Below are 23,966 nucleotides of genomic sequence, written 5' to 3' on the forward strand. Positions count from 1 at the left end.
TCCAAATTATATGCCAGCTATAATAAAGCAATTTTTCTTTAAGAGCCATGAAATGACTTTATCCGATCCGAGATTTATTTCCCTTAATCAGTGGCTGAATCGTTATTTTTCCTATGATGTCACACCTGTGTTGATTTCTGGTGATGCGAGTTTTCGACGTTACTTTCGGGTAACAACCGCAGACGCGAGCTTTATTGCCGCCGATTCTCCACCAAATCTTGTGCCTATTGCCCCTTTTATTGCGTTATCGCAGGCCTACAGTGCAGTGGGATTGACAGTTCCAAAAGTGATTGTCGCTGATGAAACTCAAGGGTTTATGTTATTGAGCGATCTTGGGGATATCCAACTGTTATCGGTACTTACATTGGATAATGTGAGTGATTATTACCAGAGTGCACTTAGTTTATTACCAAAGATTGCGACGGTGGTTGAATGTACCTGTCCTGATACGAGGTTAACTCAACCCTTACCGCTGTATGACGAGGCTTTTGTACGTCGGGAATTACATATTTTCACTGAATGGTTATTTGGGACTCATCTACAGCTTTCACTCAATGATGATGAGGTTCTATTACTCAATAAAAGCTTTGATATTCTAGTGGACAATGCTTTATCTCAACCTAAGGTGGGGATGCACCGTGATTTCCATAGCCGCAATTTAATGCTCCAAGGTGAGGCATTGTCTGTTATCGACTTTCAAGATGCCGTTATAGGCCCTGTGACCTATGATGCTGTTTCACTCCTGCGTGATTGTTATATTCGCTGGCCACAGACCTTAGTGGCAGAGTTAATGGTGCAGCATTATCAGCAAGCCTTAGCGCACGGGTTTATACCTGTTGGTACACCTTTGAGTCAGTACCAACGCTGGTTTGATTTGATGGGGTTGCAACGCCATATCAAAGCGGTGGGAATATTTGCTCGCTTACATTATCGTGATAATAAACCTGCTTATATGGCAGATATTCCATTAACACTTACCTACATCGTTGACATTGCAAATATTTATCCTGAACTAACGCCCTTTGCACTATGGCTGCAGGCGCGAGTTTTACCTGCATTCGATGCGGCTTATTCTAAGAGAGAGCAATGAATGAAAGCCATGATCCTAGCGGCAGGAAGGGGCGAGCGCTTAAGACCATTAACTGACACTGTACCTAAACCATTAGTGCCAGTATTAGGTAAGCCTCTCATTGTTTATCACATTGAAAAATTGGTAGCGTTGGGGATTACCGATATAGTGATTAATCATGCTTGGCTCGGACATAAATTAGTTGAAGCGCTGGGGGATGGGAGTGCCCTTGGCGCCAATATCCGTTATAGCGCGGAAGATAATGCACTTGAAACGGGAGGCGGTATTAAACGCGCTTTACCTTTTTTGTGCGAAGACGGAAGTGATGCGCCCTTTTTAGTGATTAACGGTGATGTATTTATCGATGCTTTACCGCCTTTACCAGTGCTTGAGAACGATATTTTTGCTCACCTATGGCTAGTCCCCAATCCTGAGCAGCACCCCCAAGGTGATTTTGTTTTAAGTGGGAATAGGGTCAGTGAACAAGGGAGCACAAAGTTCACTTTTTCTGGCCTAGGTATTTATCGTCCTAGCTTATTTAATGGGACCCCAGAAGGGGCCTTTGCTTTAGGACCGTTATTGCGATCACATATGGCCCAAGGCCGAGTGAGTGGTGCTATGTTCGAAGGATTTTGGTGTGATGTAGGCACTGTGCCGCGTTTACAAGCCCTCGAGTTAACCTTGCTGGATAGCAAGTAAATTAATAGGCTTTGCTCCTTTGGTGCAGGCTGACACAAAAATATATTATTAAGATCAGGAAATAAGATGCGTCTTTGGGGTAAGTTTTTTGGGTTTGTGATTGGATTTATGTTTGGTCGGTTCTTCGGTGCGCTGCTCGGTCTATGGCTTGGTCATCTTTATGATAAACGTGCCAGTTCTGGGGGAAGTTTAAGCCAGATCCTTGGGCAAGCCAAAAACCGGCAAAGTATCTTCTTTAATACTACCTTCGCGGTGATGGGGCATGTGGCTAAGGCTTCTGGTCATGTGACTGAAACCGATATTCGTATTGCCACATTATTGATGGATCAATTACGTCTTACGGGGGAAGCGCGTAAGGAGGCTCAGCAATCGTTTCGTGAGGGTAAGGCCGCCGATTTTGATTTACGTAGCAGCCTACAAGCTTTCCGTGCTGTGACCATGGGACGCAAAGAGTTGGTACAGATGTTTATGGAAATCCAAATTCAAACTGCGTTATCAGATGGTGAATTGGATGCCGCAGAACATGGGATTTTGATGACACTCGCCCAAGAACTCGGTTATGGTCGTGGACAATTAGATGAATTATTAAAGCGTTGGCAGGCGGAATATCGTTTCCATCAAACCTCAAATGGCAATAAAACCTCTATCACCGATGCCTATCATTTGCTTGGCATCACCCAAGAGGCCAGTGATCAAGAGGTAAAACGGGCTTATCGTAAATTGATGAATGAACATCACCCTGACAAGTTGATAGCCAAAGGTTTACCCCCTGAGATGATGGAGTTGGCAAACCGTAAGGCGCAGGATATTCAGGCAGCGTATGACAGAGTCAAGACTGAGCGTGGTATGCGTTAGCCTTGATTGAATTCGGTTTTATAAAAGATAAGGAATTCATAATGATAAACACTCGTAGTGTGTTGCTGTTGGCAAGCTTATTACCTATGGCCTTATCTGCTAAGGCTGATACTGACATGTTTGTTGCTCCCTATGGTGGGTATAGCCTCGGTGGTGGTCAATTTGATGTTAATCAAATTGACGTTAATAAAGACCAGACGGGAGATAAGCGGAGTGTTCGCATTGAAGAGTCTAGTCATTACGGCCTCATGCTCGGTATTGGCACGAATGATCCTGGTAATATTTATCTCTTATATAGCCGCCAAGCCTCTGAATTAAAAAGTGGCGGTCTATTTAGCCCTGACTATCTAACATCACTCGATTTAGATTACATCCATTTAGGGGGGACTTTATATTTTCCCCGTGGCGATGTTCAGCCCTACATTACCGCCAGTGCTGGTATTACCCGCATGATGCCTGATGGTTGGTCGACTGAGACGCGTTTTTCGATGGGAATTGGCGGCGGAGTTGAATATAAAGTCACATCACATTTGGGATTATTTGCCGATGTGCGTGGCTATGCGACGTTTATCGACAGTGATTCGTCACTTTTTTGTAATGAAGATGAATGCCTTTGGCATATTACCTCGGATGTGATGTGGCAAGTGCAAGCTAACTTGGGCATAAAAGTGAGTTTTTAAAAACAGATTTAATAGGAGAGCGCTATGAAGATAGTCGTACTTGATGGTGAAACCCTTAATCCTGGCGACTTGAGCTGGCATGCCTTAAGTGAATTAGGTGAGTTGACATGTTTTCCTCGTACAGCGAGACAAGATATAGTCGCAAGGGCTAAAGATGCCGAGGTGGTGTTGACGAATAAAACCCCGCTCAATGCCGATATTCTTGCGCAGCTTCCAGCGCTTAAATATATCGGAGTGTTGGCAACGGGCACAAATGTAGTGGATTTAGCCGCTGCAAAGGCGCAAGGCATAGTGGTGACTAACGTGCCAGCCTATGGGCCTGATGCAGTAGCCCAAATGGTTTTTGCCCATATATTGCACCATACCCAAGCGGTAGCGGCTCATCATCAGGCAGTGGTCGATGGTCAGTGGGCAAATTGTCAGGATTTTTGCTTTACCTTAATGCCGCTGCAATCCTTAAAGGGTAAAACCTTAGGCTTGATAGGTTATGGGGATATAGGTCAGCAGGTTGGGGAAATTGCCCTTGCGTTTGGTATGAAAGTGCTCGTGCATACCCGAACGGTGCGTGAGGATTTACCTTTAGGTGTCATGTGGGCAGAACGTGATACCGTCCTTAGTGAGTCTGATATTGTTTCGCTCCATTGTCCGCTCACGCCGCAAACTGAGCAATTTATCAATCAGCAAACTCTCGCCTTGATGAAACCTAAAGCACTGCTGATTAATACAGCGCGCGGCGGATTAATTGATGAGCCTGCACTGGCTAATGCACTGATGCAAGGCAAGTTATTTGCAGGTGTCGATGTGTTATCGACTGAGCCACCCAGCGCAGATAATCCATTGTTGCATGTGCCTAATATCAGCATCAGTCCGCATAATGCTTGGGCAACAAAAGAAGCACGGCAAAATCTACTCAATATTGCCGTGGCGAATGTGAACGGTTTTTTAAAGGGTGAAGTGATTAACTGTGTAAACAGGTAAAGCAATATACGTCTTTCTCTCTTTTGCCATGAGCTCGGCATTTAAAGAGAGAAAGACGTCAATAAACTTTTAGTGTTTCGTCTTTCTTCTACGTATCCACCAAACACCCATCAAGCCTGTGATTGTCAATAGACCAAATACGACTGGCTTTTTCAGTTTGTGGTACAGCGCATTCCATTTGGCGGCTTGATTCGCTTGTTCTCGTTTTATGGCACTGTCGAAATCGGGCGTTTGGCACTGTAAACCAAAGTTCTCAGCCCAAGGTACAAAGGGGCCATTGGCGACGTACTTTTGGTAGTAGCGCAGGGCCAGTTCATTATCCCGATACAATATCCAACCTGTGGCTTGGCAAAGCAGTGCGGCATAGGCTTGGCTGTTATGGGGCACTAAGTCTGCAGCTTTGTTTGCCAGCTCTGCGGCCTGATAACGATAATGGAAGCGTTTATCGGGAATCGCTTGGCTGGCATTGATGCGTTGTTGTTCTTGCTCAGCCAGTTTTGCGGCCTCATTCCAACCTGTTAAGTCAAACATACCTTGGTAAATAGCGTAGTCTGGTGCTAATTCAAATCCTAAGATTTCCATCCCTTGGTGGCGAGCAAGTTCTGCCGCTGTCCAGTAGGCTTTAGCACTTTCTATCCCTTTTGCATGTTGGGCTGTCGTGAGTGCCTTGCCATAGGCTTGCGCGCTCGCATTCATATTGGGATTTGGGAAATAAGCAGGTGCTTCTTTTAGTGCACCCTCACGTAATAAGCGGCGACCAAGTAAATAACGTAATTGGTTATTAATCGGCTCTATACTGTCGTACCAGTCGCTATCTTTGGGATAGTCGAATGCGATAGACGGCACTTGTTTATCGATAAATTGTTTAAGTTCAGCCGTGGTCAGCACACGCTCGGCGACATAGGCAATGTCTTGCCAGTATTCGTTACCACTTGCGAGCAGTTGTTGTAAGGCATCGATATATTCACCGCGCTCTAGCGATAATACCCCTTGTTCTGCACGAATTCGGCAATAAGTGGCTTGCTCTTCATCGGCATGAATGGCTTGCTGCTGAGTCTCTTGGGTATCCGTCGCTATTGGCGTGTTTTGCGCTGGGAAGTGGTGTACAGCTTGAGCATAGGCTTTAGCCGCTTCAGTTTTATCGCCTTTTTGCAGCATTAATTTTGCCGTGAGCCACCAACTGAGACCACTTTTGGGGGCAAGCCCCAATAAACGTTCGGCACTTGCATAGTCACCTAGTTGGTAATAAATCGCCGCTAATTTATCGCCCTGAGTCAGTTGTAATCCATCCGTTGGAAAGACTTTAAGGATGCTCGCTATCTTTAATCCCATCTCAGACAATTGCCCATCATAGGCAAATTCATTGGTGCTGCTTTGCCAGTAGGCAATCAATAATTGCTGAATACTAGCTTGTTGTAAGAGTGGTTTAAGTTCTGCCGTTTCCTTAGTCATCAGTGTACGGCTTAGCATCAATAATGAATCATAACCGCTGCTATCACCTTGCGCCGATTGTGTTGCATAAAGCGCAATGGCCTTATCCAAGGCCGCAGGATCAAGGGTGACTTGTCGAGTCGTATGGGGTTCATCAGTATCTGCACTTTGGGATAAGGCTTGGCCTTGATGCAGTAAAATATAGGCCTGCTCACCTAGGCTCGATAAACTTAAACGAAGCGGATCGGCAGCGCCTTGGGCCACTTCGGTTTGCAATTGCATCAGGTAAGCGTTAGCACGATTAAAATGCTCAGGATCGGACGAGGTTTTACTTAAGATAAGCTCTATCCGTGAAAGGGAGTAGAGCGCCCATAGGCTTCGTGAGGCACGTTCTTGCTCCGGCAACTCAATCACTTTGGTAAAATAACGGCTCGCTCGATCATAATCTTTTGCATCAAATGCCACTGCACCTAAGGTGTACCAGATGAGTGCTTGAGGCAGCATTTGATCTAGCTCTGTCGCCATTTGCTCCGCTTCTACAGGACCTTGTGCATTACGTAGCGTGTTTACTTGGGCTAAGTGGGCCTCGCTTAACTCGGTATGTTCAAAGGCGCGAGTTTGAGATAGGTAGCGATGATTAACCTCATCCCAGAGATACTCTTGCGATGCTGCGGCATCTTGATACTGCCAAGGTAAAGGCTTAGCAAGCGATGTTAGTTGTTGGCTAAAAGAGGTTTGCGGTAGATAAATTAAATTCCCCTGTCTGTCCTGCGTTAATTGCAAAGGAAAATCGGGGCCGCAGGCCAAGAGCATAGGAGAAAACAGGCTCAAGCACAGGAGTGTGGTTTTTTTTAGCATAAAAGCGCGGTTTTGTTTTGCCACTTTAGATGATGTATTTAGCTTATGGCGCATAAATTCCCTGTAAATGTAATGACTCACAACGTGCCCAACCGATCACTTTTTGGCCGCCAGGATTGAGCATGTACTGTTGAATTTCTGTATTAGGTATTTTAGAGAGTGAGTGGGCTTGTGTTGATATTGAAGGCGCAGCACTCTCGATTGGCGAACTTTTATTTTTAGGCGTTTCTGCAAGCTCAGTTGTTAACTGCCATGAGAGTTGTCCTTGCATCTTGCTGACACTGTAGCCATTTTGCGCATCATACCCGCTGCAAGCTTGCGCCGCTAGAGACAAAATACGAGGGAGCGAGCCGGCAATATTTCCTTTGTTAATCAGGATCAGTTGATATAACTGCGCTTCGTCTTTATTGGGCGTGTTCCCATCATTAAGGTTAGGCTCCATGAAGTTGGATGCCGTGGTTTTCCCTCTGATCTCAAGCTCAATATTAGGTGTAAGTACACCTTGCTGTGCAACGGCGATTAAGGTGCTAAGTGGCCAGACTCTTTTATCCCCTTCGAGCGGTAAGCGAAACCAGATAATGCCTTTGAGCTTTTCATCTGTTTGGTTTTGAAGCTTTTGCACAAAGGCTTGTAACATTTGAGGATCGGCCATCAGTTCCTGTACTGCATTGGCTGATTGGCGTTGATCGCGCAGTGGTGTTTCACTCTCAACTTTATAACCAGAAGCTGTGCTGATGACAGCAGAACCATAGGCGGGCAGTGCAATAAGGTAAGGCACAGCGCTAATTTTTGACAGTTGTTGTACCCATTGCCAACCTTGTTCAGCATCAAATAATCCCAAACGAGGGTCGCTTACGCTATGAATTTGCAGCACCAGTTCATCAATACTGCTGAATAATGCGGGGAAATCGGCACTACTGAGCCAAGCGGGCAAAGCGGTAATACTGAGTTTGAGTTTTGCGGGTAGCTGCGCTTTCAGCTTTTTAAGAAAGTAGTGATAAGCGGGGAGTTTGCTACTGGCACTGTCGTGGTCGATTTCAACGCCCGCGATGTGCGTACCTTTTGCCTGCCAATTTGCGAGTACTTGGGTGATTTTATTAATCACTTCTTCATCATTTAAATGGATGAATTGGCCATCTAAACGCACCACAGCGATTTTAGGCCTAGGATCGGCTTGCAGCCAAGCATGGTTGACCGCGACTTCAAACCAAATATCTGCGCCATTGGGTTTAGGGTGTGCCTGCAATGCTAAAATACGTAATCCTTGGAATATACCTTGGCTTTGCACTAATGCCGTTTGATTGGCGGGGCGCCATTGGCGCTGCCAGATATAGACTTCCTGCGAAAGTGGCGCTCGAAGCGTTGTTGCTTCTGCAGCGGCTTTTGCTGCGGCACTAGTATTTGGGCTAGCCGTGATTTCATTGGAGTTCGATGTAGGCTGGCAGGCGCTTACAAATACTGAAGCGCACAACAAAGCACATAATAGCCACTGATTTTGCTTAATTTTTTTAATCAGATATTCCATGCTACTGCTATGAATTCCATGTTGAATGAGGCATTACTATGCCTGAAAAATGCCGCTTGTACATTGTGGTCAAAGATCCTGCATTAAACATCAAATCTTAAACTTCAATCATTTGATATCACATCTTAAGCTTGGTTTTCTCGTAAGGTAAAAATCAGAACTCGGGATCGACTTGAAAGCGCATCTGTTCACGGGTGACGGGATGTTGAAGCATCAATAAATCCGCATGGAGATGCAGCCGATTAGCACGCGTGCCATAGAGATCATCACCCACAATGGGGGTATTTAGCCCCTCAGAGTGGGCGCAGTGCACTCTGAGTTGATGGGTTCGGCCTGTTTTAGGAAATAGATACACGCGGGCTGTACATGCCATTTCATCGATATGGCTTAATTCCCAATGGGTTTGGGCCGCTTTGCCAAACTCATGGCAAACCAGTTGCCTCGGTCTATCGTCTAAATCGCCACGTAGGGGTAAAGAGATTTGTCCCGCAGCCTGCTTATCTGCCATTGCTGTAGGAATTCCTGCTAAAAGTGCCACATAACGCTTAGTCACTGTGCGCTGGATAAACTGTTTTTGCAGCTGTTTATGGGCGTCTTTTGTCAGTGCGATCACCATTAATCCCGAGGTCGACATATCGAGCCTGTGGACGATAAGCGGCCCGGTGGCATTAGGAAAGGTTTGCCGCATGCGCGAATACACTGAGTCTTCAATCTCTTTTCCGGGCACGGATAAAAACTCGGCGGGTTTGTTCACAATCGCCATCGCCTCGTCTTGGTAGAGGATGCTTAAGGTTTTGCCTTCGGCGGGGTTCGTCAGTAGAGGATTATCATCGACGACGAGCCCGTCGAGCATATGCCCCAAGATAGGTTGGCATTTACGCAGGCAGGCGGGATAAAACTGTTTGTGTTGGCGAATTTCTGATTTTGGCGGTGCGCCCCACCAAAATTCGGCAATCGCCAATGGTTTAAGACCATGTTTAAAAGCGTAATGTAGCAACTTAGGGGCAGCACATTCTCCCGAGCCTGCGGGCGGGGTTAACTCAACCGTCCCGTTAAATATGCCGTTAAGGCTTTTTTCTGCGCCGCGAATATTCAAAAAACGATACTGCTCAAACAGCTTTTGCTGCAGCGCCGCCGAGAGCTGTTTACGCTGTAGTCTTAATGCGTCACGTTTATCTGTGAGTTGAGTTAACGCTTGGCTAACGGCATTAATGCGTTCATCCCAATAGTGTTTAATATCTCTTAACTGATTCTTTTCATTGATACTTTCTTGGCTGAGCTTGGCTTCAGTTACTGCGTTTTCACGCAATGTCTCATCAGTTGGATTGGCAGCCCATTGCACTGCGAGTTGATGGCGTTGCGTCTTGCGCGATTGACGGCCGTCGATCATCACTTGCCTGTGGGCGGCAAGCTTGGCTTGTGCTTGAGCTTGCTCAGCGTTGAGTTCGCTCGATAGCCGAGGAATATCGGGGTGATTTTCTACTGCAAGTAGCTGCTCGTTAATTTGGTTGATTTGCAGATTTTCGGCGTGGAAAAAATTATCCTTAGCCAGCATATCAAACACGGGTGGGACGAAGCGTGGCCAATGGTTTTGCTCGGCTAACTTACCCGAAAATGCCGACAAATAGCCTACTTCGCCCTGCGGATCTTGTACTAAAAGCACACCAAACATTTTACCTATGGCACCGGTTAACTCACCCGTGAGGCCAAAGTTATGTTGCCAGTCGTTTTGCGTCTCAAGGTGGCGTTGTAATTCGTTGGCAGCGATCACGCACAGTGGATGCGGTTCGTAATAGAAAGGAAAGGTAAAACGCTGCGGTAGGGCATAGGCATCAATGGCTTGTGTGAAAGAGGTAAAGCAAGAAGGCTGAAGATGCATATTGGGGTCTACTGTTGGTTTTACTTGTCTGGGTTAATTATCGGAGTTAATTATCTGAGTTAAGCCACAACTTAAGATGAGGGCTAGCAAGAAAGGGCGTTAGTTTACTCTGTCGATTTGGGACTGTCGATTTTGGGCCGTCACTTTTTATTAGTGCGGCTCTGTGTTGAAAAAGGGAAATGGCATTAAAGCGCATTTCCCTTTGATGTGTCGCTTGTGCTTAAAGCCAATTTTAAACGGTTAAACCCGCTTAAAAGATGACTTTCACTTTACTGGCGCTATCGAGTGCTTTGCAGATTGCGCTGTCGATATCGATATCACGGGCAAGCGCGACACCTAAACGGCGGCGACCATCAATATCGGGTTTGGCGAATAATCTAAGCTGAGTGTTGACCGCTTCTAATGCCGCACCAATCCCTTGATAGCGAATATTGCTTGAGGTGCCTTCGGCCAAAATCACCGCCGAGGCGCTTGGGCCATGCTGGTGGATATTGGGAATAGGCAGGCCGAGAATCGCTCTAACATGCAGGGCAAATTCCGATAAATCTTGGCTGATGAGTGTGACTAGGCCTGTGTCGTGGGGTCTTGGTGAGACCTCAGAAAAATACACTTCATGGCCCTTAACAAATAGCTCTACGCCAAATAATCCATAACCGCCAAGGGCTTCGACGACTTTGCTCGCAATCGCTTGGGATTTTGCTAACACTTCATCGGACATGGCTTGTGGCTGCCATGACTCACGGTAATCGCCATCTTCCTGTCTGTGACCAATGGGGGCACAAAAGTGAATGCCGTTCACAGCGCTGACCGTTAACAGGGTGATTTCATAATCGAAGGGAACAAAGCCTTCGACTATCACACGACCACCGCCAGCGCGGCCGCCTTCTTGGGCATATTGCCACGCTTTATGGCTTAGGGCGATATCGCGAATAACGCTCTGGCCTTTGCCCGATGAGCTCATGACCGGCTTAACCACACAAGGCACACCAATTTCGCGAATGGCTTGATTAAATTCGGTTTCGGTATCACAGAAAAAGTAGGGTGAAGTCGGTAAACCTAAGGTTTCGGCGGCGAGGCGGCGAATACCTTCTCTGTCCATCGTGAGTTTAGTTGCGCGGGCAGTGGGGATAATATTCACGCCTTCGGCTTCCATTTCCACTAAGGTTTGGGTGGCGATGGCTTCAATCTCTGGGATGACTAAGTGTGGTTTTTCTAATTCGATGATTGCACGCAGCGCTTTAGCATCGAGCATATTGATCACATGGGATCGATGGGCGACTTGCATGGCAGGGGCGTTGGCGTAACGGTCAACACCAATTACTTCAACGCCTAAGCGTTGCAGTTCAATGGCGACTTCTTTGCCAAGTTCACCGCAGCCGAGCAACATGGCGCGTCGTGCGCCCTCTGTGTAGGGAGTGCCTATCATGTGTGGGTACCTTTCATATTGGGATAATTGACGCCTGAGGACGTTCTTGCGCCATAGTTTACCTCGATTGCTGGCAAAACATGAGACTGAAATTGACAACTGTGTTTTTGATCAAGCTATTTAAGGGATTAACGGCGGGCTTATTTGGGGGGGAAGTCGTAAGAATCTGATTCACTGGGCTGTTTATGTTCACTTTTCGTTTCATAACAGATAATGAAAACCGAAAACACATAGGCATTATATTAACTAATACCGATGGCGTTGGTCGCATCATAACACTGTGATAGACCAACGCGGTCATCGAATGAATATGGCTATAAAGGCTTAGATATCAAAAGCAAGGCTACCTGGTGGTAGGAATGGCCAGCTTTGACGAATAGGTGAACTCTCACCCTGCGCGCCAAAGAAGTAACCTGTTCTTGGGGTAGCGTAAACCACACTGCCTTTTTGCAACCCGAGTTCCTGCAGATGATGGTGGGTAAATTTGGCTTCCCATGGTTCTTCGCTATGCCAGCCGAGTGGGGCTAATTCCAGTCTCACTTCGGCGCCAATGGGGGTCATGGCAACAATATTGAACGGCAAATTGGCCTGACTGTTAGGCTTGTCTGATAGCGCCAATTCGTGACTGCGGACATAGAGCGCGCCATCTTGCTGCAGTGCTTGCTGTTCTGGAGGTGTTAAAAATGCTTGACCATTTTCCCAGCGTTTTTGTTGCCAACTGGCTTCAAAGACATTGACGTTACCCAGAAAATCAAACACAAAGCGGCTATTGGGGTGCGAGTATAGCTCAGCAGGTGTATTAATCTGTTCTATATGACCATTGCTCATCACAACCACTCTATCTGAAAGCTCAAGCGCCTCATCCTGATCGTGGGTTACAAACACGCTGGTGAATTTTAATTCGTCATGCAGGCTGCGTAGCCAGCGGCGTAGTTCTTTACGCACTTTAGCATCTAAAGCGCCAAAGGGTTCATCCAGTAGCAAGACTTCTGGCTGGGTTGCTAATGCACGGGCCAACGCAATGCGCTGTTTTTGTCCACCCGAAAGTTGTTCGGGATAGCGCTGTGCCAAGTGACCGAGTTGTACCATCTCGAGTAAATGACTGACCCGTTTTTGGATTTCTGCCGCCGAAGGTCTTTGTTTTTTAGGAATAACTTCGAGCCCAAAGGCGACGTTATCGGCGACCGTCATATGGCGAAACAGCGCATAGTTTTGAAACACAAAACCCACGCGTCTTTCACGCACATGCACTTGGGTGACATCTCGGTTGCCGAATTGAATTTGTCCGCTATCGGCTCCTTCAAGACCAGCAATAATCCGCAGCAGTGTGGTTTTGCCTGAACCAGATGGCCCCAGTAGACCTATCATTTCCCCTTCTTGAATATCGAGATTAAGGGGGGAAAGCGCCTGAAATTGGCCAAATTTCTTGGAAATATTAGTAAGACGAATACTCATAATTGGCTCTGCTCTTTATTGTCATTGGCGGTTAAACTGCGTTGTTGCCGCCATTCCACTACGGCTTTTAGCATTAGGGTAAATAGGGCGATCAGGGCCAGTAGTGACGCGCTCGCGAAGGCGGCTTCGGCCTGATAATCTTCGTACAGTAATTGCACATGTAAAGGTAAGGTATTGGTTTCGCCGCGAATGTTACCTGATACTACAGCAACAGCACCAAATTCTCCTACGGCTCTGGCATTGGTGAGGATCACACCGTAAATCAGTGCCCATTTGATATTGGGCAAGGTCACGCGGCGAAAGAGTTGCCACCATGACGCGCCGAGGATCACTGCGGCTTCTTCTTCCGATGCGCCCTGTTGTTGCATCAATGGGATCAGTTCTCTGGCTACAAAGGGGCAAGTGACAAAAATGGTCACTAATAGTATTCCCGGCCAAGCAAACATGATCTGCAGATCGTGCTCATATAGCCATTCGCCCAGCCAGCCACTGTTGCCATAGAGCAGCAAATAGAGCAAACCTGCGACGACAGGGGAGACCGCAAATGGAATATCAATTAGCGTGATCAGTAACTTGCGACCGGGGAATTCAAAGCGAGTCACACTCCACGCCAGCATGACGCCAAACACTAAATTGATGGGCACTGTCAGTGCTGCCACCATCAGCGTTAAACCAATCGCATGTAGCGAATCCGGCTGAGTTAGGTGCCCAATATAGCGCTCCAAACCTCCAGCAAACGCCTGCTGAAAAATACTCACCAGCGGCAATAGTAACAATAGCAAGCCTAAGAGCACGGCGAGGGTAATAAGGCTCCATTTGATTAGGGGCGCTTCACCGACTCTTAAGGGTTTAAATGAGTTCATATTCGCTCCTTATCGCCCATGAATGCGGCGCAGGTAACGCGCCTGCCACAGGTTTATCAGCAGTAATAGCAATAGTGAGGTCATCAGAACCACTGATGCAATGGCGCTGGCACCTGCAAAATCAAACTCTTGCAGGCGGACAAAGATCATTAACGAAGTGATTTCGCTGATATAGGGCATATTTCCAGCGATAAAGATCACTGCACCAAACTCACCTAGACTGCGGGTAAAAGACAGTGCCGTTCCAATCATTAATGCTGGCCAAAGGGAGGGTAAAATAACCCGCCAGAATACCGAAATATCCGAGGCGCCAAGCGTCATTCCCGCTTCTTCTTCCTCGTGGGATAACTCTTCGAGAACGGGTTGTACTGTACGAACCACAAAGGGAATGCTGGTGAAAATCATCGCGACCACTATGCCTAGCGGGGTGTAGGCAACTTTTATGCCCCATTCTGCTAATAGACTACCGATTTGGCCATTTTCCGCATAAAGGGTCGCTAAGGTGATACCGGCAACGGCGGTCGGCAAGGCAAAGGGCAAGTCTACCAAGGCATCTAAAATGCGTTTGCCGGGAAATTCATAACGCACGAGTACCCATGCGAGTAATAATCCGAAAAGGCAGTTAAATAATGATGCCGTGAGTGCCGATAGTATGGTGACTCGGTAACTGGCAACCACCCTGGGATCGGCAATCACGCCCCAGTATTCGGACCAGCTCATTGAACTGGTCTGCATGATTAGGCCTGTGGTCGGCAATAATAGGATCAGGCTGACAAACAGTAGGGATACACCTAGGCTGATGGTAAAACCGGGAAGAACCCGCTTATGGCGTAAACGCCCGTTATTAAAAATCACAGAATAATCACCCGAAAAGGTTAATCGCGTTAAACCAATATTCTATATAGTGTTCGCTCATTACTGGCTCAAGCCATATGTAAGCCACTATTTTACGGCTAACACTGATTGATAAATGCCAATTAGCGATAAACCCGGGACTTTGCCCGGGTTCTAGGTTGATATCTTACTATATTAAAGGTGATATCAACGCTTTAATAACTGATCCAGTTTGGCACCATTGGCAAATTGAGTCTCCATTGCATTATCCCAACCACCGATGATTTGCTCAACGGTTAAAAGGTCAACCGTAGGGAACTGCTTAGCAAATTCTGCCTGAACCTTTTCGTTGTGTACGCGATAGTTGAATCCTGCCAGTAGTCGCTGTGCTTCTTCACTATAGAGATAGTTCAAATACTCAGTTGCTATCTCTAATGTACCGTTACGCTTAGCATTTTTTTCAACCACAGCAACGGGAAACTCTGCCAGAATTGAGGTTTTGGGTACAACCACTTGGTAATCATCCGTACCATATTGCTGACGAATATTGTTCACTTCCGATTCAAAGGTAATTAATACATCACCGATCCCACGTTCAACAAAGGAAGTGGTTGCACCGCGGCCGCCAGTATCAAATACAGCCACATTGCCGAGGAACTTTTTCAGGAATTGATCCAGTTCCGCCTGATTATCCTTACCATGGCTTTTCTGGGCATAACCTAATGCGGCTAGATAAGTGTAGCGAGCATTACCAGAGGTTTTTGGGTTAGGAAATACCAGCTTAACGTCATCTTTCGCTAAATCGCCCCAGTCGCTGATTTGCTTTGGGTTACCCTTACGCACCAAAAAGGCAATGGTGGAATAGTAAGGTGAACTGGCATTAGGCAGTAATTGTTGCCAATTTTCGGGGATCAATTTACCGCGATCGTGTAGCACTTGTACGTCTGTCACTTGATTAAAGGTCACCACATCTGCGGGTAATCCCTGCAGAATCGAGCGTGCCTGTGCAGATGATCCTGCATGGGATTGTTTAATCTCGATGGTTTTACCTGTTTTCTCTTCCCAATGTTTGGCAAAAACGGGATTGTAGGCATTGAATAATTCCCGTGCGATATCATAAGAGGAATTAAGCAGGGTTTGATCTGCGGCGGTTACATTGAGCGAGGTTCCCAGAACGAGGGTCCCCAGCAGGGCCTTTATCAATTTTACGGACATTTTAAACTCCTTAATCTGGCAACTTGATCAGCGTGATGACTTGTAGATTAGTAGAATTAATTAATTATAAAAAGCCATTCATATAGAACTTTTTTGAATAACTATGAGCGATTTATTTTATGCTATAAACAATATTCACCGTGTTTGTGAGAGATAACCCACTTAGAATAGGCTATTGCTTAGCTGTTTTATCAAGTAAAGGATAACCCTTGTGTCTGACTTCCCGACAATTGAAGCCTGTATTGGGCAAACTCCGTTAGTTCGCTTGCAGCGGCTTGACTGTGGTACTTCCACTGTGTTGTTAAAGTTGGAAGGCAATAACCCCGCAGGTTCGGTAAAAGATCGCGCTGCACTTAATATGATTATTCAGGCCGAACTTCGCCAAGAGATAAGCCCTGGTGATACGCTTATTGAGGCAACGAGTGGTAATACAGGTATTGCGCTCGCGATGGCGGCGGCCATCAAAGGATACAAGATGATCCTGATTATGCCGGAAAACTCGACTCAGGAGCGTAAGGATGCGATGCAAGCCTATGGCGCAGAACTCATGCTGGTGGATAATATGGAAACCGCGCGGGATTTGGCATTGCGGTTACAAACCGAGGGTAAAGGTAAGGTGCTGGATCAATTTAATAACCAAGATAACGCTAATGCGCATTTCCTCACGACAGGCCCTGAGATTTGGCAACAAAGCCAAGGCAAGATTACCCATTTTGTGTCCAGCATGGGGACAACGGGCACCATAATGGGCGTGTCTAAATACCTTAAAACTTGTAATCCTGATATCACTATCGTCGGCCTTCAGCCCGCCGATGGCAGTGCTATTCCTGGGATTAGGTGTTGGCCGCAGGCGTATTTGCCGGGTATTTTTGATGCATCCCGTGTTGATGTCGTCATGGATATTGAAGAGCAAGATGCAAAAGCCATGGCGAGGACTTTAGCGCGGGAAGAAGGGATTTGTGCAGGGGTCAGTTCGGGCGGTGCTGTGTTTGCAGCACTGGAGATAGCTAAACAATATCCGGATTCTGTAGTCGTAGCGATTGTTTGTGACAGGGGCGATCGTTATCTTTCGTCAGGGCTTTTTTCCTGAGTTCTAGACTTTTACTCCAAAAATATTAAGTGATATGAAATAAAAATGGGCGGAGATACGCCCATTTTAACCTGATTATTTTTGGGGTGGGAACTGCGCCAAAATTCGGCTGACGGCTTTGGCCGTATCTTGAGCTTTTTTATCGCCACCAGTATCAAAATCAAAACTATCGCTCCCACGCCAAATCAACTTTTTTGTCTTAGGGTCCACAATATCTATCTGAATGGTTTGAATTTTAGCAGTATCACTCCCCAGTGGAACGCCAACACTGGTACCTATTCCAATCCCGCCCGAACTTCCGAATGTACCTGTGCCTAATCCAATGGATAGTCCTGAATCTTTGGGCTTATCTTGGGTCAGTAAGGCGTAGGTGACATTAAAATCGGGTGATGTTGTATTTTCAACAAAACCCTTTTGAGTCAATTGATCATTGATTTCTGTTTGAATACGCTGGGCACTTAGCGGATCGTCCGTTGGCTGTGGTGTGAGCTGGGTAAAGCTGCGTAGTGCGGCGAAGTCGTAATTGAGATCGTAATCGTTTTTCGGTTTACTGCTACAAGCGCTTAATAACACTAAAGCACTCAATAGTATGGCAAGGTAACGGTATCCCATGATAGAACTCCAAGTTGTACAAACTCTGTTCAATGTGCCTTGATTAAGGTTGTTACTGCAAGTACTTTTAGATAAGCATGTTGTATTTGAATCGCTTTGAATGCAATAAAACGGCATCGTCTTAGCGCGCTGTGTTGAGTATGGTTGATTTTTAGTGAGGAATCGCAGCAGGTGATGGAACAGTTAGCCTTTTTTGATATCCCCAGTCCTTGTATCGGAGTGTGTGCCACCGATGCGCGCGGTTACTGTAATGGTTGCCTGCGAAGCCGTGACGAAAGATTCAATTGGTTAACCTTTTCAGATGCGCAAAAGTATGATGTCATTCGCCTGTGTACTCAACGTAAACGCCGTCGCCAGTTAGCGATGATGAAAGCAAGGCAAGCACAAATAGAGCAAGAAAGGGCAGTGTTAAACCCACAGTTGAATTTTGAGCCTGAACCCGAAGCCGATCTGGATTTTGGGGACATCGAGCTAGACTAATAGGTTGAATTAACTTGTTTAACTCGCTTTTTACATTTGCGAGTGAGATGCATGAGTGACTTTTGTTTATCTAATCCTATTGCTTATCACTGCTTACGTTTCTTTGGCCAGATTAAACTAAAGCGGGTATGTTGCGTATCGCTGACGACGCTTACATCCCCTTGATGGCGCTGCATAATACGTTTGATGATCGCCAGTCCCAAACCGTGCCCTTTATTACCATTCTGCACCGATTGGCTGCGATAAAATGGCTCGAACACTTTGGGTAAATCCACCGCAGGGATAGATTCGCCATCGTTACTCACACTTAAATTGACCCTATGCAGGGTCTGCTTAACCTCAATGATGATTTCAGTGCGGGCAAAGCGTTGTGCATTGGTCAGTAAATTCTGTAGCGCCCGTTCGATTAATGCGGGTTCTCCGAATAAGGGGAGTTTTTCGACTTCGGCCTTGAGCGTTATAGGCGTTGGACTTAAGGTTTCTAGACGCTTAATACTTTGATTAATAAGATTAATTAAATCGTATTCGTCTAATTGAATTCCTTCTCGCTGGGACTCTAAGCTGGCGTAGGTTAGCAGTTCTTGAAGTAAGTCTTCCATTTCTTTGATGTCGAGCTGCATTTCGTCGAGAAAGTCTTGTCGCTTCTGTTCGTCCGAATCTGGCTGGCAATACATAGGCATAAGTGCAAGAGCGAATTTGAGCCTCGCCAGAGGCGTGCGGATCTCATGGGAAACCGCATTAGAGAGGTGTTTTTGGTTCTCAATCAAGGCGCTGATATGGCGCGCCATTTCGTTAAATGTATCGGCTAATGGTTTGACTTGTGATCGATTTGACAGGCTAATCTGAGTGTTCCATTTGGCTTCGCCAAATTCTTTGGTGGCCTTACGCAGTATGCTCAAATCCCGTGAAAGCGGGCCGACCCAAATTAGCGCAACAAGGGCGAGTGATAAATAAAAGAACAGAGTGAACAGGCTGCGAAGGTTGGCTCTGGGATCGATGTCCAGCGGCCCCGCCATTAAGACTTGATCGTCTACTCGAATAAATTGCAGCAAGCTATCATCATTGGCCGTGGTGGTGAACACCTTGCTTGTGCTTAACGCTTGATTATCTGCCAGCGCGACTTGATCTGCATTGAGTAATTGCAGTGGCATCACCGGATTCGCTGGGATCGCCTCCAGATACCGTTGGCGGGTATCGGGAGGCAATTGAGCTAATAATTGCGCTAATGCCACTAACGGCGCATCGAGGGCATTATTGTCATCCACATTTTTTTGCCACAGACTGTCGAGTGTCCAGCCGATGCCAAGAATGCTCAGGCTTAATAATAAATATAAGCTGATAAAGAGACGTTTCACTGTAGTAACTTAGTTATTCCAAGCTTCTGGGGCAAATAGATAACCTTGTCCCCAAACGGTTTTAATTCTAAAAGGTGTCTCAATATTATCGTTGAGTTTTTTACGAAGTCTTGAGATCCGAACATCGATTTTTCGATCTTTACCGTCAAAGTCAATATTGAGCAGTAGCTGGTATATGTACTGGCGACTTAGCACTTGTCCCGCCTGTGAGGCCAGCAACCATAGCAGCTCAAATTCGTGGCTGGTTAAATCGACTTCTTTATCGTCAAGTCTAATGGCATGGGTATGCGGATCGATACTGAGTTTGCCAAAGGTTAAACAATGGGATTCGGCCTGTGGTGGTTGATTTTGACGGCGTAGTAAGTTGTGAATTCTTGCCACTAATAGTGCAGGATCAACGGGCTTGACCACATAATCATCGGCACCCAATTCTAATCCTTTGATTTGATCTTCAGTCGAACCAAGCGCGCTCATCAACAGTATTGGACCTGCAAAATAGTCAGGTAATTTTTCACACAGGCTCAGGCCATCCATGCCTGGCAGCATAATATCTAACAGTATGATATCGGGCTTATAGTTGATTAAACGCGTTAAAACAGTATCGCCGCGGCGTTCCACTTCGACATGCATGCCGTGGGATTTTAAGTAATCGACGATTAAATTTGCCAGACGGACATCGTCTTCAACCAATAACACTCTGTGGGATGCTTGTGGGCTGGTCATTAAAATAAACTCCAAGGGTTACGGTAACGTCTGCGCACCTGAGGCTGTGAAGCTGACGTGATTTTAAGTTTGGCACCTGCCAAGGTTTGATTGCTCTCTTTACTCACCATGACAAATTGAATATCAGTCGAGGTGCTTACCTTAATATTGACAGTGCGCTGATTGAGCGAATCATTACACCATTTTGGATAAGCTGGATTGTCGGATAAAATGCAAACGAGCTCATCGTTAGAGAGTTCCCACTGTAATTCCAGCGTGATCTCACAAGTTTGCTCATCATTGCTGGTAATACAAATTTCTGGTGTCACTTTCAGATTATTGTGCTTATCAGATTTTGCCTGTGCGTTATTACTCCCAATTAAACCCAAGCAGAGAGTTAACACACAAAGCAAGTTAATCTGAGGGGGAGTCACTAATGTTAAAACCTATAGGCTGCGCCAACAAAATACGTGCTGCTGTAGTCTTTATCAAGCAAGGGACTGGCGGCAATTTCATCGGAAATTTGAGTATAACGAACTGCCAATAGCAGATCCCAATTATCTGTTAATATATAGCGTACCGTGGCTTCAGCACCTTTATTCCAACCTGAACTGGCTTGATATTTCTGGCTCCAATAGGCATTTTCGCTTGGACGGATACCATAGTAATAATCCACGACATTTTGACTTTTCCAATCCAAGACTAAGGATAAATCGAGAATCCATTGATTTACATGCCAACCATAAGTCCACTTTACTTGTGCCTCTGAGCCAGAGTGCACACTGAACATATCGTGGGAATATGCCAATCTGATTGTACCTAATTGACTATAAATAAAGGCTTCTATACCACCGAGCATAGTAAAGTGGCGCGATTCTAATGAATTAAAGACAGGCTCAGGCTCACTGCTAATACTCAGTGCAGGACGATCTGTAAAATTGGTTGCAGTTTGCGAGCTGCGAGCAAGAAAGACATTTGAAGGATCCCAGCGATAAAAATAGGCTCTGTCCAAGCTATAACTTGTCACTACATTAACACTAAAATATTCTTGTTCAGTTAAACTGTAGCCAATATTGCCATTATCGAAAAACCAACGCTCGCCGTAGTAAGCGACTGTTGGGATGAAAAATGCTGGGATATCGTCAAAATCCTTTAATGGATTGGTTTTTTGCCCCCATCCGATAGCTATGCCTAAATCCCAATTCCGCATTTCGATACACTCATGTTTCGTAGAGCATGTCTCTTTCGCCATTCCTACTAAGGGGATGCCGAGGGTGATTAGCAGGATAAGTAAAATACGATACATGATTAAGCGTTATGGGTCGAAGTCGTGATAAGTAGAAAAGAGATTAGCATTTTATGCTTCATTCGACAGAGGTTTAGCTAGTATGGATGCAAAATGATACAGATGTCAGATGAATAGTAGCAATGAAATTTTTGTAACTCACTGTATATAAATGTAAAAATATAACCCCACCCATTTTTACGTGGTGATGTCGTTAGCCCTGAATGTTAATTTTTGTTGTTGTTTTGTGTCTTTTCGAGGCGTTATTGATGTGATAATTGTGTAAAATGCGCCTGTTTCACAAAATATTGTGCCATTCAATAGGATGAATGGCACGGTAGTAAGCAGTGAAAGCTAAATGTATAGGATCACGCTAAAGGAAGCGAATGAGTCAAGTTTAGTTGAGTTCTTTAATCGTTTGATAGCCCATTTCAGTCAATTGATCGTTTACACAATCGAGCACATATTGTGGTAATTCAGCATTGTCTATTTGATCTTCAGATGCCATCTGTTGACATACCTCTGTCAACTGGGCAACGTCGGACGCAGGGGCTGGGGGGAGCGGGGATTCATTGGCAAATGGTGCAAAACTAACGAATACCGAAAGAGTGATAAGAGCTGATAACTTCTTCATTTTATTTCCTTTAGTTATTGATTGTTAACAACAGACTAAGATTTGTTCTCTTAATTCAATGTGCCAACAGCAGCAATTTATCACTGCTATTATTTTTTAGATATAAATAATTTTTAGCTAATTTGGTGAGTGAATTTTTCCGTGCTGTGCTCGTAAGTCGATATCATACTTTGGGGTATTTCTCAGACTATTTACAGGCTGTTGTCATCATACTGCCACATCTACCTTATTCCAATTGACTATACCCATAATTCATTTTTATGCATTCGCTGTCTTTAAGCTATTGAGTTAGTAGCATGCGAAAAGTTCCATCTGCACTCGTTATTCAATGGTTACTATTTTGTCAAAAGTGCGGTTTATGTCGTTTTTCTTACTTTATTGGGATGAAGTTAATAAATATCCCTGTTTATAGAAACGCTTGATCTTATATTTGGTATCGCTAAAAAAGTAAATTTTGAACCAATGCAAATATTGCGTAATAATCGCGATCTAAAGCACGTTCTGACTAGGGTTTACGGTAGTTATTTGAATCTAAAAAGAATATTTATTAATTAGAATGTTGAAATGCTAATTTTTATTTTATTTATTTCGTAATTGATTGATATTTATTGATTATTTTTGATTTTCTTGATGTTTTAAACTTTACGTTGCGAGTCATGTTTATGTCTACTAAAATGCGCCGCTCACAGAAACAGATAAGTGTGATGTATTTTATTAATATTTTGATTTTAATCAATTTAGTGACTCTCTAGGAGAACGGTAGTGTCGACAAAACTGGCTAATCCAGCCCCATTAGGTTTAATGGGTTTTGGTATGACGACGATTCTGTTAAATATTCATAATGCGGGATATTTCCCGATAGACTCTATGATCTTAGCCATGGGAATATTCTATGGTGGTATTGGTCAAGTCATTGTTGGCATTATGTGTTTTATGCGTGGGGATACCTTTGGGACCACGGCTTTTACATCCTATGGCTTGTTTTGGTTAACCCTTGTTGGATTAATTTTGATGCCGAATGCGGGCGTTGCGGCGAGCCCAACCTATTTTATGGGATGGTATCTGACGCTTTGGGGCATTTTTACAGCGTTTATGTTTGTGGGTTCATTACGATACCCAAGGGCTAAGCAATTTGTTTTTGCTTCACTCACGGTATTGTTCTTCCTACTCGCCGCTCGAGATTTTACGGGTAATGCCCTAATTGGCACTATTGCAGGGTTTGAGGGCATTATTTGTGGTGCTAGCGCGATTTATTTTGCGATGGCACAAGTACTGAACAATGAATATGGCCGTACTATATTGCCGATTGGTGAGTTGAGAAAATAATATTTCGATCCGAGGCTATCGACAAAAGGCTGATGAAAATCAGCCTTTTTTGTTCAGTTTTTGGCTTTTATGTAGGCGATAGCTGAGTCATCTAAACAGCTTGAAGAGATATAACTGGTGCCTGCTTTATGGGTGATCAAAAAACCTTTTTCAGTTTCGTTAATACGGTATATATCCGTCCACAGTATTTGGCTATTAACATATTGTGATTGAGTGCGAATACCCTGTTCATCAATGGTTAGGGTAACGTCATTACTGGCCGCTTTACTCATCATTTGCCGCATCAGCCACCAAGCTTTATGGTATTTCACATTCAGCGCCTCAATAACGCCTAACCCTACGAAGAAGTAAGCTAAATACAGGCTAATGTCGGTGAAGATAAGCGCGATACCTATGAGTACCAGCCCAATCCCTTTGTAATAGGGTTTAAGTGTGGGAGCTGGGGTGACAGATTGAGTATAACATTCATCAAAATGCGCTTTATCTAGGATATAAGTTGTGGAATAGGAATAAGGCGTAGGCATAGTGTTATCTAATTAGAAACTCGCTTTGTGGCGGCTAGTGTAGCGATTTCCGCTTTCAAAGTAACGACTTTAAGCGTGAGTGCATGATGGCAAAGTGGACCTTTTTATCCACTTATGCCGATAAAGCCCAATCATATCGATAAATTATTTATGATTTGAGCCGAAAGTTGATATAGATCCTCCGCTGTTAT

Annotated in this window: 23 protein-coding genes; 8 read left to right on the forward strand and 15 right to left on the reverse strand. The window is 45.1% G+C overall.

Annotation, left to right across the window (positions count from 1 at the left end):
- Positions 1-10 precede the first annotated feature (10 nt).
- The 5 genes from JEZ96_RS04555 to JEZ96_RS04575 all read left to right on the forward strand — a co-directional run bounded on the left by JEZ96_RS04555 (position 11) and on the right by JEZ96_RS04575 (position 4,281).
- Positions 11-1,090 carry an aminoglycoside phosphotransferase family protein gene (locus tag JEZ96_RS04555; RefSeq protein ID WP_025008568.1) on the forward strand — a complete coding sequence of 360 codons (1,080 nt, stop codon included), beginning with the start codon at positions 11-13 and terminating at the stop codon, positions 1,088-1,090.
- Entirely contained in the window at positions 1,091-1,768 is a 678-nt protein-coding gene (gene murU / locus JEZ96_RS04560) for an N-acetylmuramate alpha-1-phosphate uridylyltransferase MurU (RefSeq protein ID WP_011790438.1), read from the forward strand.
- Positions 1,769-1,834: 66 nt separating this feature from the next.
- Complete coding sequence (djlA, locus tag JEZ96_RS04565; RefSeq protein ID WP_061783018.1) at positions 1,835-2,623, forward strand: co-chaperone DjlA; 789 nt, start codon at positions 1,835-1,837, stop codon at positions 2,621-2,623.
- Between the two features lie 41 nt (positions 2,624-2,664).
- Positions 2,665-3,303: an outer membrane beta-barrel protein gene (locus JEZ96_RS04570; RefSeq protein WP_011790436.1), complete on the forward strand. Its 639-nt coding sequence runs from the start codon at positions 2,665-2,667 to the stop codon at positions 3,301-3,303.
- Between the two features lie 24 nt (positions 3,304-3,327).
- Complete coding sequence (locus tag JEZ96_RS04575) at positions 3,328-4,281, forward strand: D-2-hydroxyacid dehydrogenase (RefSeq protein ID WP_061783017.1); 954 nt, start codon at positions 3,328-3,330, stop codon at positions 4,279-4,281.
- Between the two features lie 69 nt (positions 4,282-4,350).
- On the opposite strand, the gene JEZ96_RS04580 is transcribed toward JEZ96_RS04575, so the two are convergent.
- From JEZ96_RS04580 to cysP, 8 genes are all read right to left on the reverse strand, one after another.
- Complete coding sequence (locus tag JEZ96_RS04580) at positions 4,351-6,624, reverse strand: hypothetical protein (RefSeq protein ID WP_025008570.1); 2,274 nt, start codon at positions 6,622-6,624, stop codon at positions 4,351-4,353.
- Entirely contained in the window at positions 6,614-8,095 is a 1,482-nt protein-coding gene (locus tag JEZ96_RS04585) for a DUF3142 domain-containing protein (RefSeq protein ID WP_128090157.1), read from the reverse strand. Before JEZ96_RS04585 ends, JEZ96_RS04580 begins: the two co-directional genes overlap by 11 nt.
- Before the next feature lie 154 nt (positions 8,096-8,249).
- On the reverse strand, positions 8,250-9,974 hold the full coding sequence (locus JEZ96_RS04590; protein WP_061783015.1) for an RluA family pseudouridine synthase: 1,725 nt from the start codon (positions 9,972-9,974) through the stop codon (positions 8,250-8,252).
- A gap of 250 nt (positions 9,975-10,224) precedes the next feature.
- Entirely contained in the window at positions 10,225-11,400 is a 1,176-nt protein-coding gene (purT, locus tag JEZ96_RS04595) for a formate-dependent phosphoribosylglycinamide formyltransferase (RefSeq protein WP_061783014.1), read from the reverse strand.
- 324 nt (positions 11,401-11,724) lie between these two features.
- Positions 11,725-12,855 (reverse strand): sulfate/molybdate ABC transporter ATP-binding protein, encoded by a 1,131-nt coding sequence (locus JEZ96_RS04600; protein WP_011790428.1) that lies wholly within the window; start codon positions 12,853-12,855, stop codon positions 11,725-11,727.
- Positions 12,852-13,718, reverse strand: coding sequence for a sulfate ABC transporter permease subunit CysW (gene cysW, locus JEZ96_RS04605; protein WP_014610041.1), 867 nt, complete (start codon positions 13,716-13,718; stop codon positions 12,852-12,854). Before cysW ends, JEZ96_RS04600 begins: the two co-directional genes overlap by 4 nt.
- A 9-nt stretch (positions 13,719-13,727) precedes the next feature.
- Complete coding sequence (gene cysT / locus JEZ96_RS04610; RefSeq protein ID WP_025008573.1) at positions 13,728-14,573, reverse strand: sulfate/thiosulfate ABC transporter permease CysT; 846 nt, start codon at positions 14,571-14,573, stop codon at positions 13,728-13,730.
- Between the two features lie 186 nt (positions 14,574-14,759).
- Positions 14,760-15,767, reverse strand: coding sequence for a thiosulfate ABC transporter substrate-binding protein CysP (cysP, locus tag JEZ96_RS04615; RefSeq protein WP_011918827.1), 1,008 nt, complete (start codon positions 15,765-15,767; stop codon positions 14,760-14,762).
- A 211-nt stretch (positions 15,768-15,978) separates the two neighbouring features.
- On the opposite strand from cysP, the gene cysM reads away from it, so the two are divergent.
- The gene (cysM, locus tag JEZ96_RS04620; protein ID WP_128090156.1) at positions 15,979-16,857 is read left to right on the forward strand and encodes a cysteine synthase CysM; all 879 of its coding nucleotides are present in this window, start codon (positions 15,979-15,981) and stop codon (positions 16,855-16,857) included.
- Positions 16,858-16,932: 75 nt separating this feature from the next.
- On the opposite strand, the gene JEZ96_RS04625 is transcribed toward cysM, so the two are convergent.
- Entirely contained in the window at positions 16,933-17,469 is a 537-nt protein-coding gene (locus JEZ96_RS04625; RefSeq protein WP_014610043.1) for a DUF4136 domain-containing protein, read from the reverse strand.
- A 174-nt stretch (positions 17,470-17,643) separates the two neighbouring features.
- Here JEZ96_RS04625 and JEZ96_RS04630 point away from each other — a divergent pair, with 174 nt between their 5' ends.
- Positions 17,644-17,949, forward strand: coding sequence for a DUF1289 domain-containing protein (locus JEZ96_RS04630; RefSeq protein WP_025008574.1), 306 nt, complete (start codon positions 17,644-17,646; stop codon positions 17,947-17,949).
- Between the two features lie 86 nt (positions 17,950-18,035).
- On the opposite strand, the gene JEZ96_RS04635 is transcribed toward JEZ96_RS04630, so the two are convergent.
- The 5 genes from JEZ96_RS04635 to JEZ96_RS04655 form a co-directional block, all read right to left on the reverse strand.
- A complete protein-coding gene (locus JEZ96_RS04635) occupies positions 18,036-19,304 on the reverse strand; it encodes an ATP-binding protein (RefSeq protein WP_025008575.1) in 1,269 nt (422 codons plus the stop codon).
- A 9-nt stretch (positions 19,305-19,313) separates the two neighbouring features.
- Positions 19,314-20,027 carry a response regulator gene (locus JEZ96_RS04640; protein ID WP_011790420.1) on the reverse strand — a complete coding sequence of 238 codons (714 nt, stop codon included), beginning with the start codon at positions 20,025-20,027 and terminating at the stop codon, positions 19,314-19,316.
- Positions 20,027-20,440, reverse strand: coding sequence for a DUF3019 domain-containing protein (locus JEZ96_RS04645; protein WP_011790419.1), 414 nt, complete (start codon positions 20,438-20,440; stop codon positions 20,027-20,029). Before JEZ96_RS04645 ends, JEZ96_RS04640 begins: the two co-directional genes overlap by 1 nt.
- A 5-nt stretch (positions 20,441-20,445) precedes the next feature.
- Complete coding sequence (locus tag JEZ96_RS04650) at positions 20,446-21,312, reverse strand: MipA/OmpV family protein (protein WP_128090155.1); 867 nt, start codon at positions 21,310-21,312, stop codon at positions 20,446-20,448.
- Positions 21,313-21,688: 376 nt separating this feature from the next.
- Entirely contained in the window at positions 21,689-21,925 is a 237-nt protein-coding gene (locus tag JEZ96_RS04655; protein ID WP_011790417.1) for a hypothetical protein, read from the reverse strand.
- Positions 21,926-22,687: 762 nt separating this feature from the next.
- Here JEZ96_RS04655 and JEZ96_RS04660 point away from each other — a divergent pair.
- On the forward strand, positions 22,688-23,251 hold the full coding sequence (locus JEZ96_RS04660) for an acetate uptake transporter (protein WP_011790416.1): 564 nt from the start codon (positions 22,688-22,690) through the stop codon (positions 23,249-23,251).
- A gap of 53 nt (positions 23,252-23,304) precedes the next feature.
- Here the strand turns inward: JEZ96_RS04660 and JEZ96_RS04665 are convergent, their stop codons facing one another.
- Positions 23,305-23,775, reverse strand: coding sequence for a YcxB family protein (locus tag JEZ96_RS04665; RefSeq protein ID WP_025008576.1), 471 nt, complete (start codon positions 23,773-23,775; stop codon positions 23,305-23,307).
- Between the last annotated feature and the right edge of the window lie 191 nt (positions 23,776-23,966).

Origin of the sequence: Shewanella putrefaciens, assembly GCF_016406325.1 — a bacterium.
GTDB lineage: Bacteria > Pseudomonadota > Gammaproteobacteria > Enterobacterales > Shewanellaceae > Shewanella > Shewanella putrefaciens.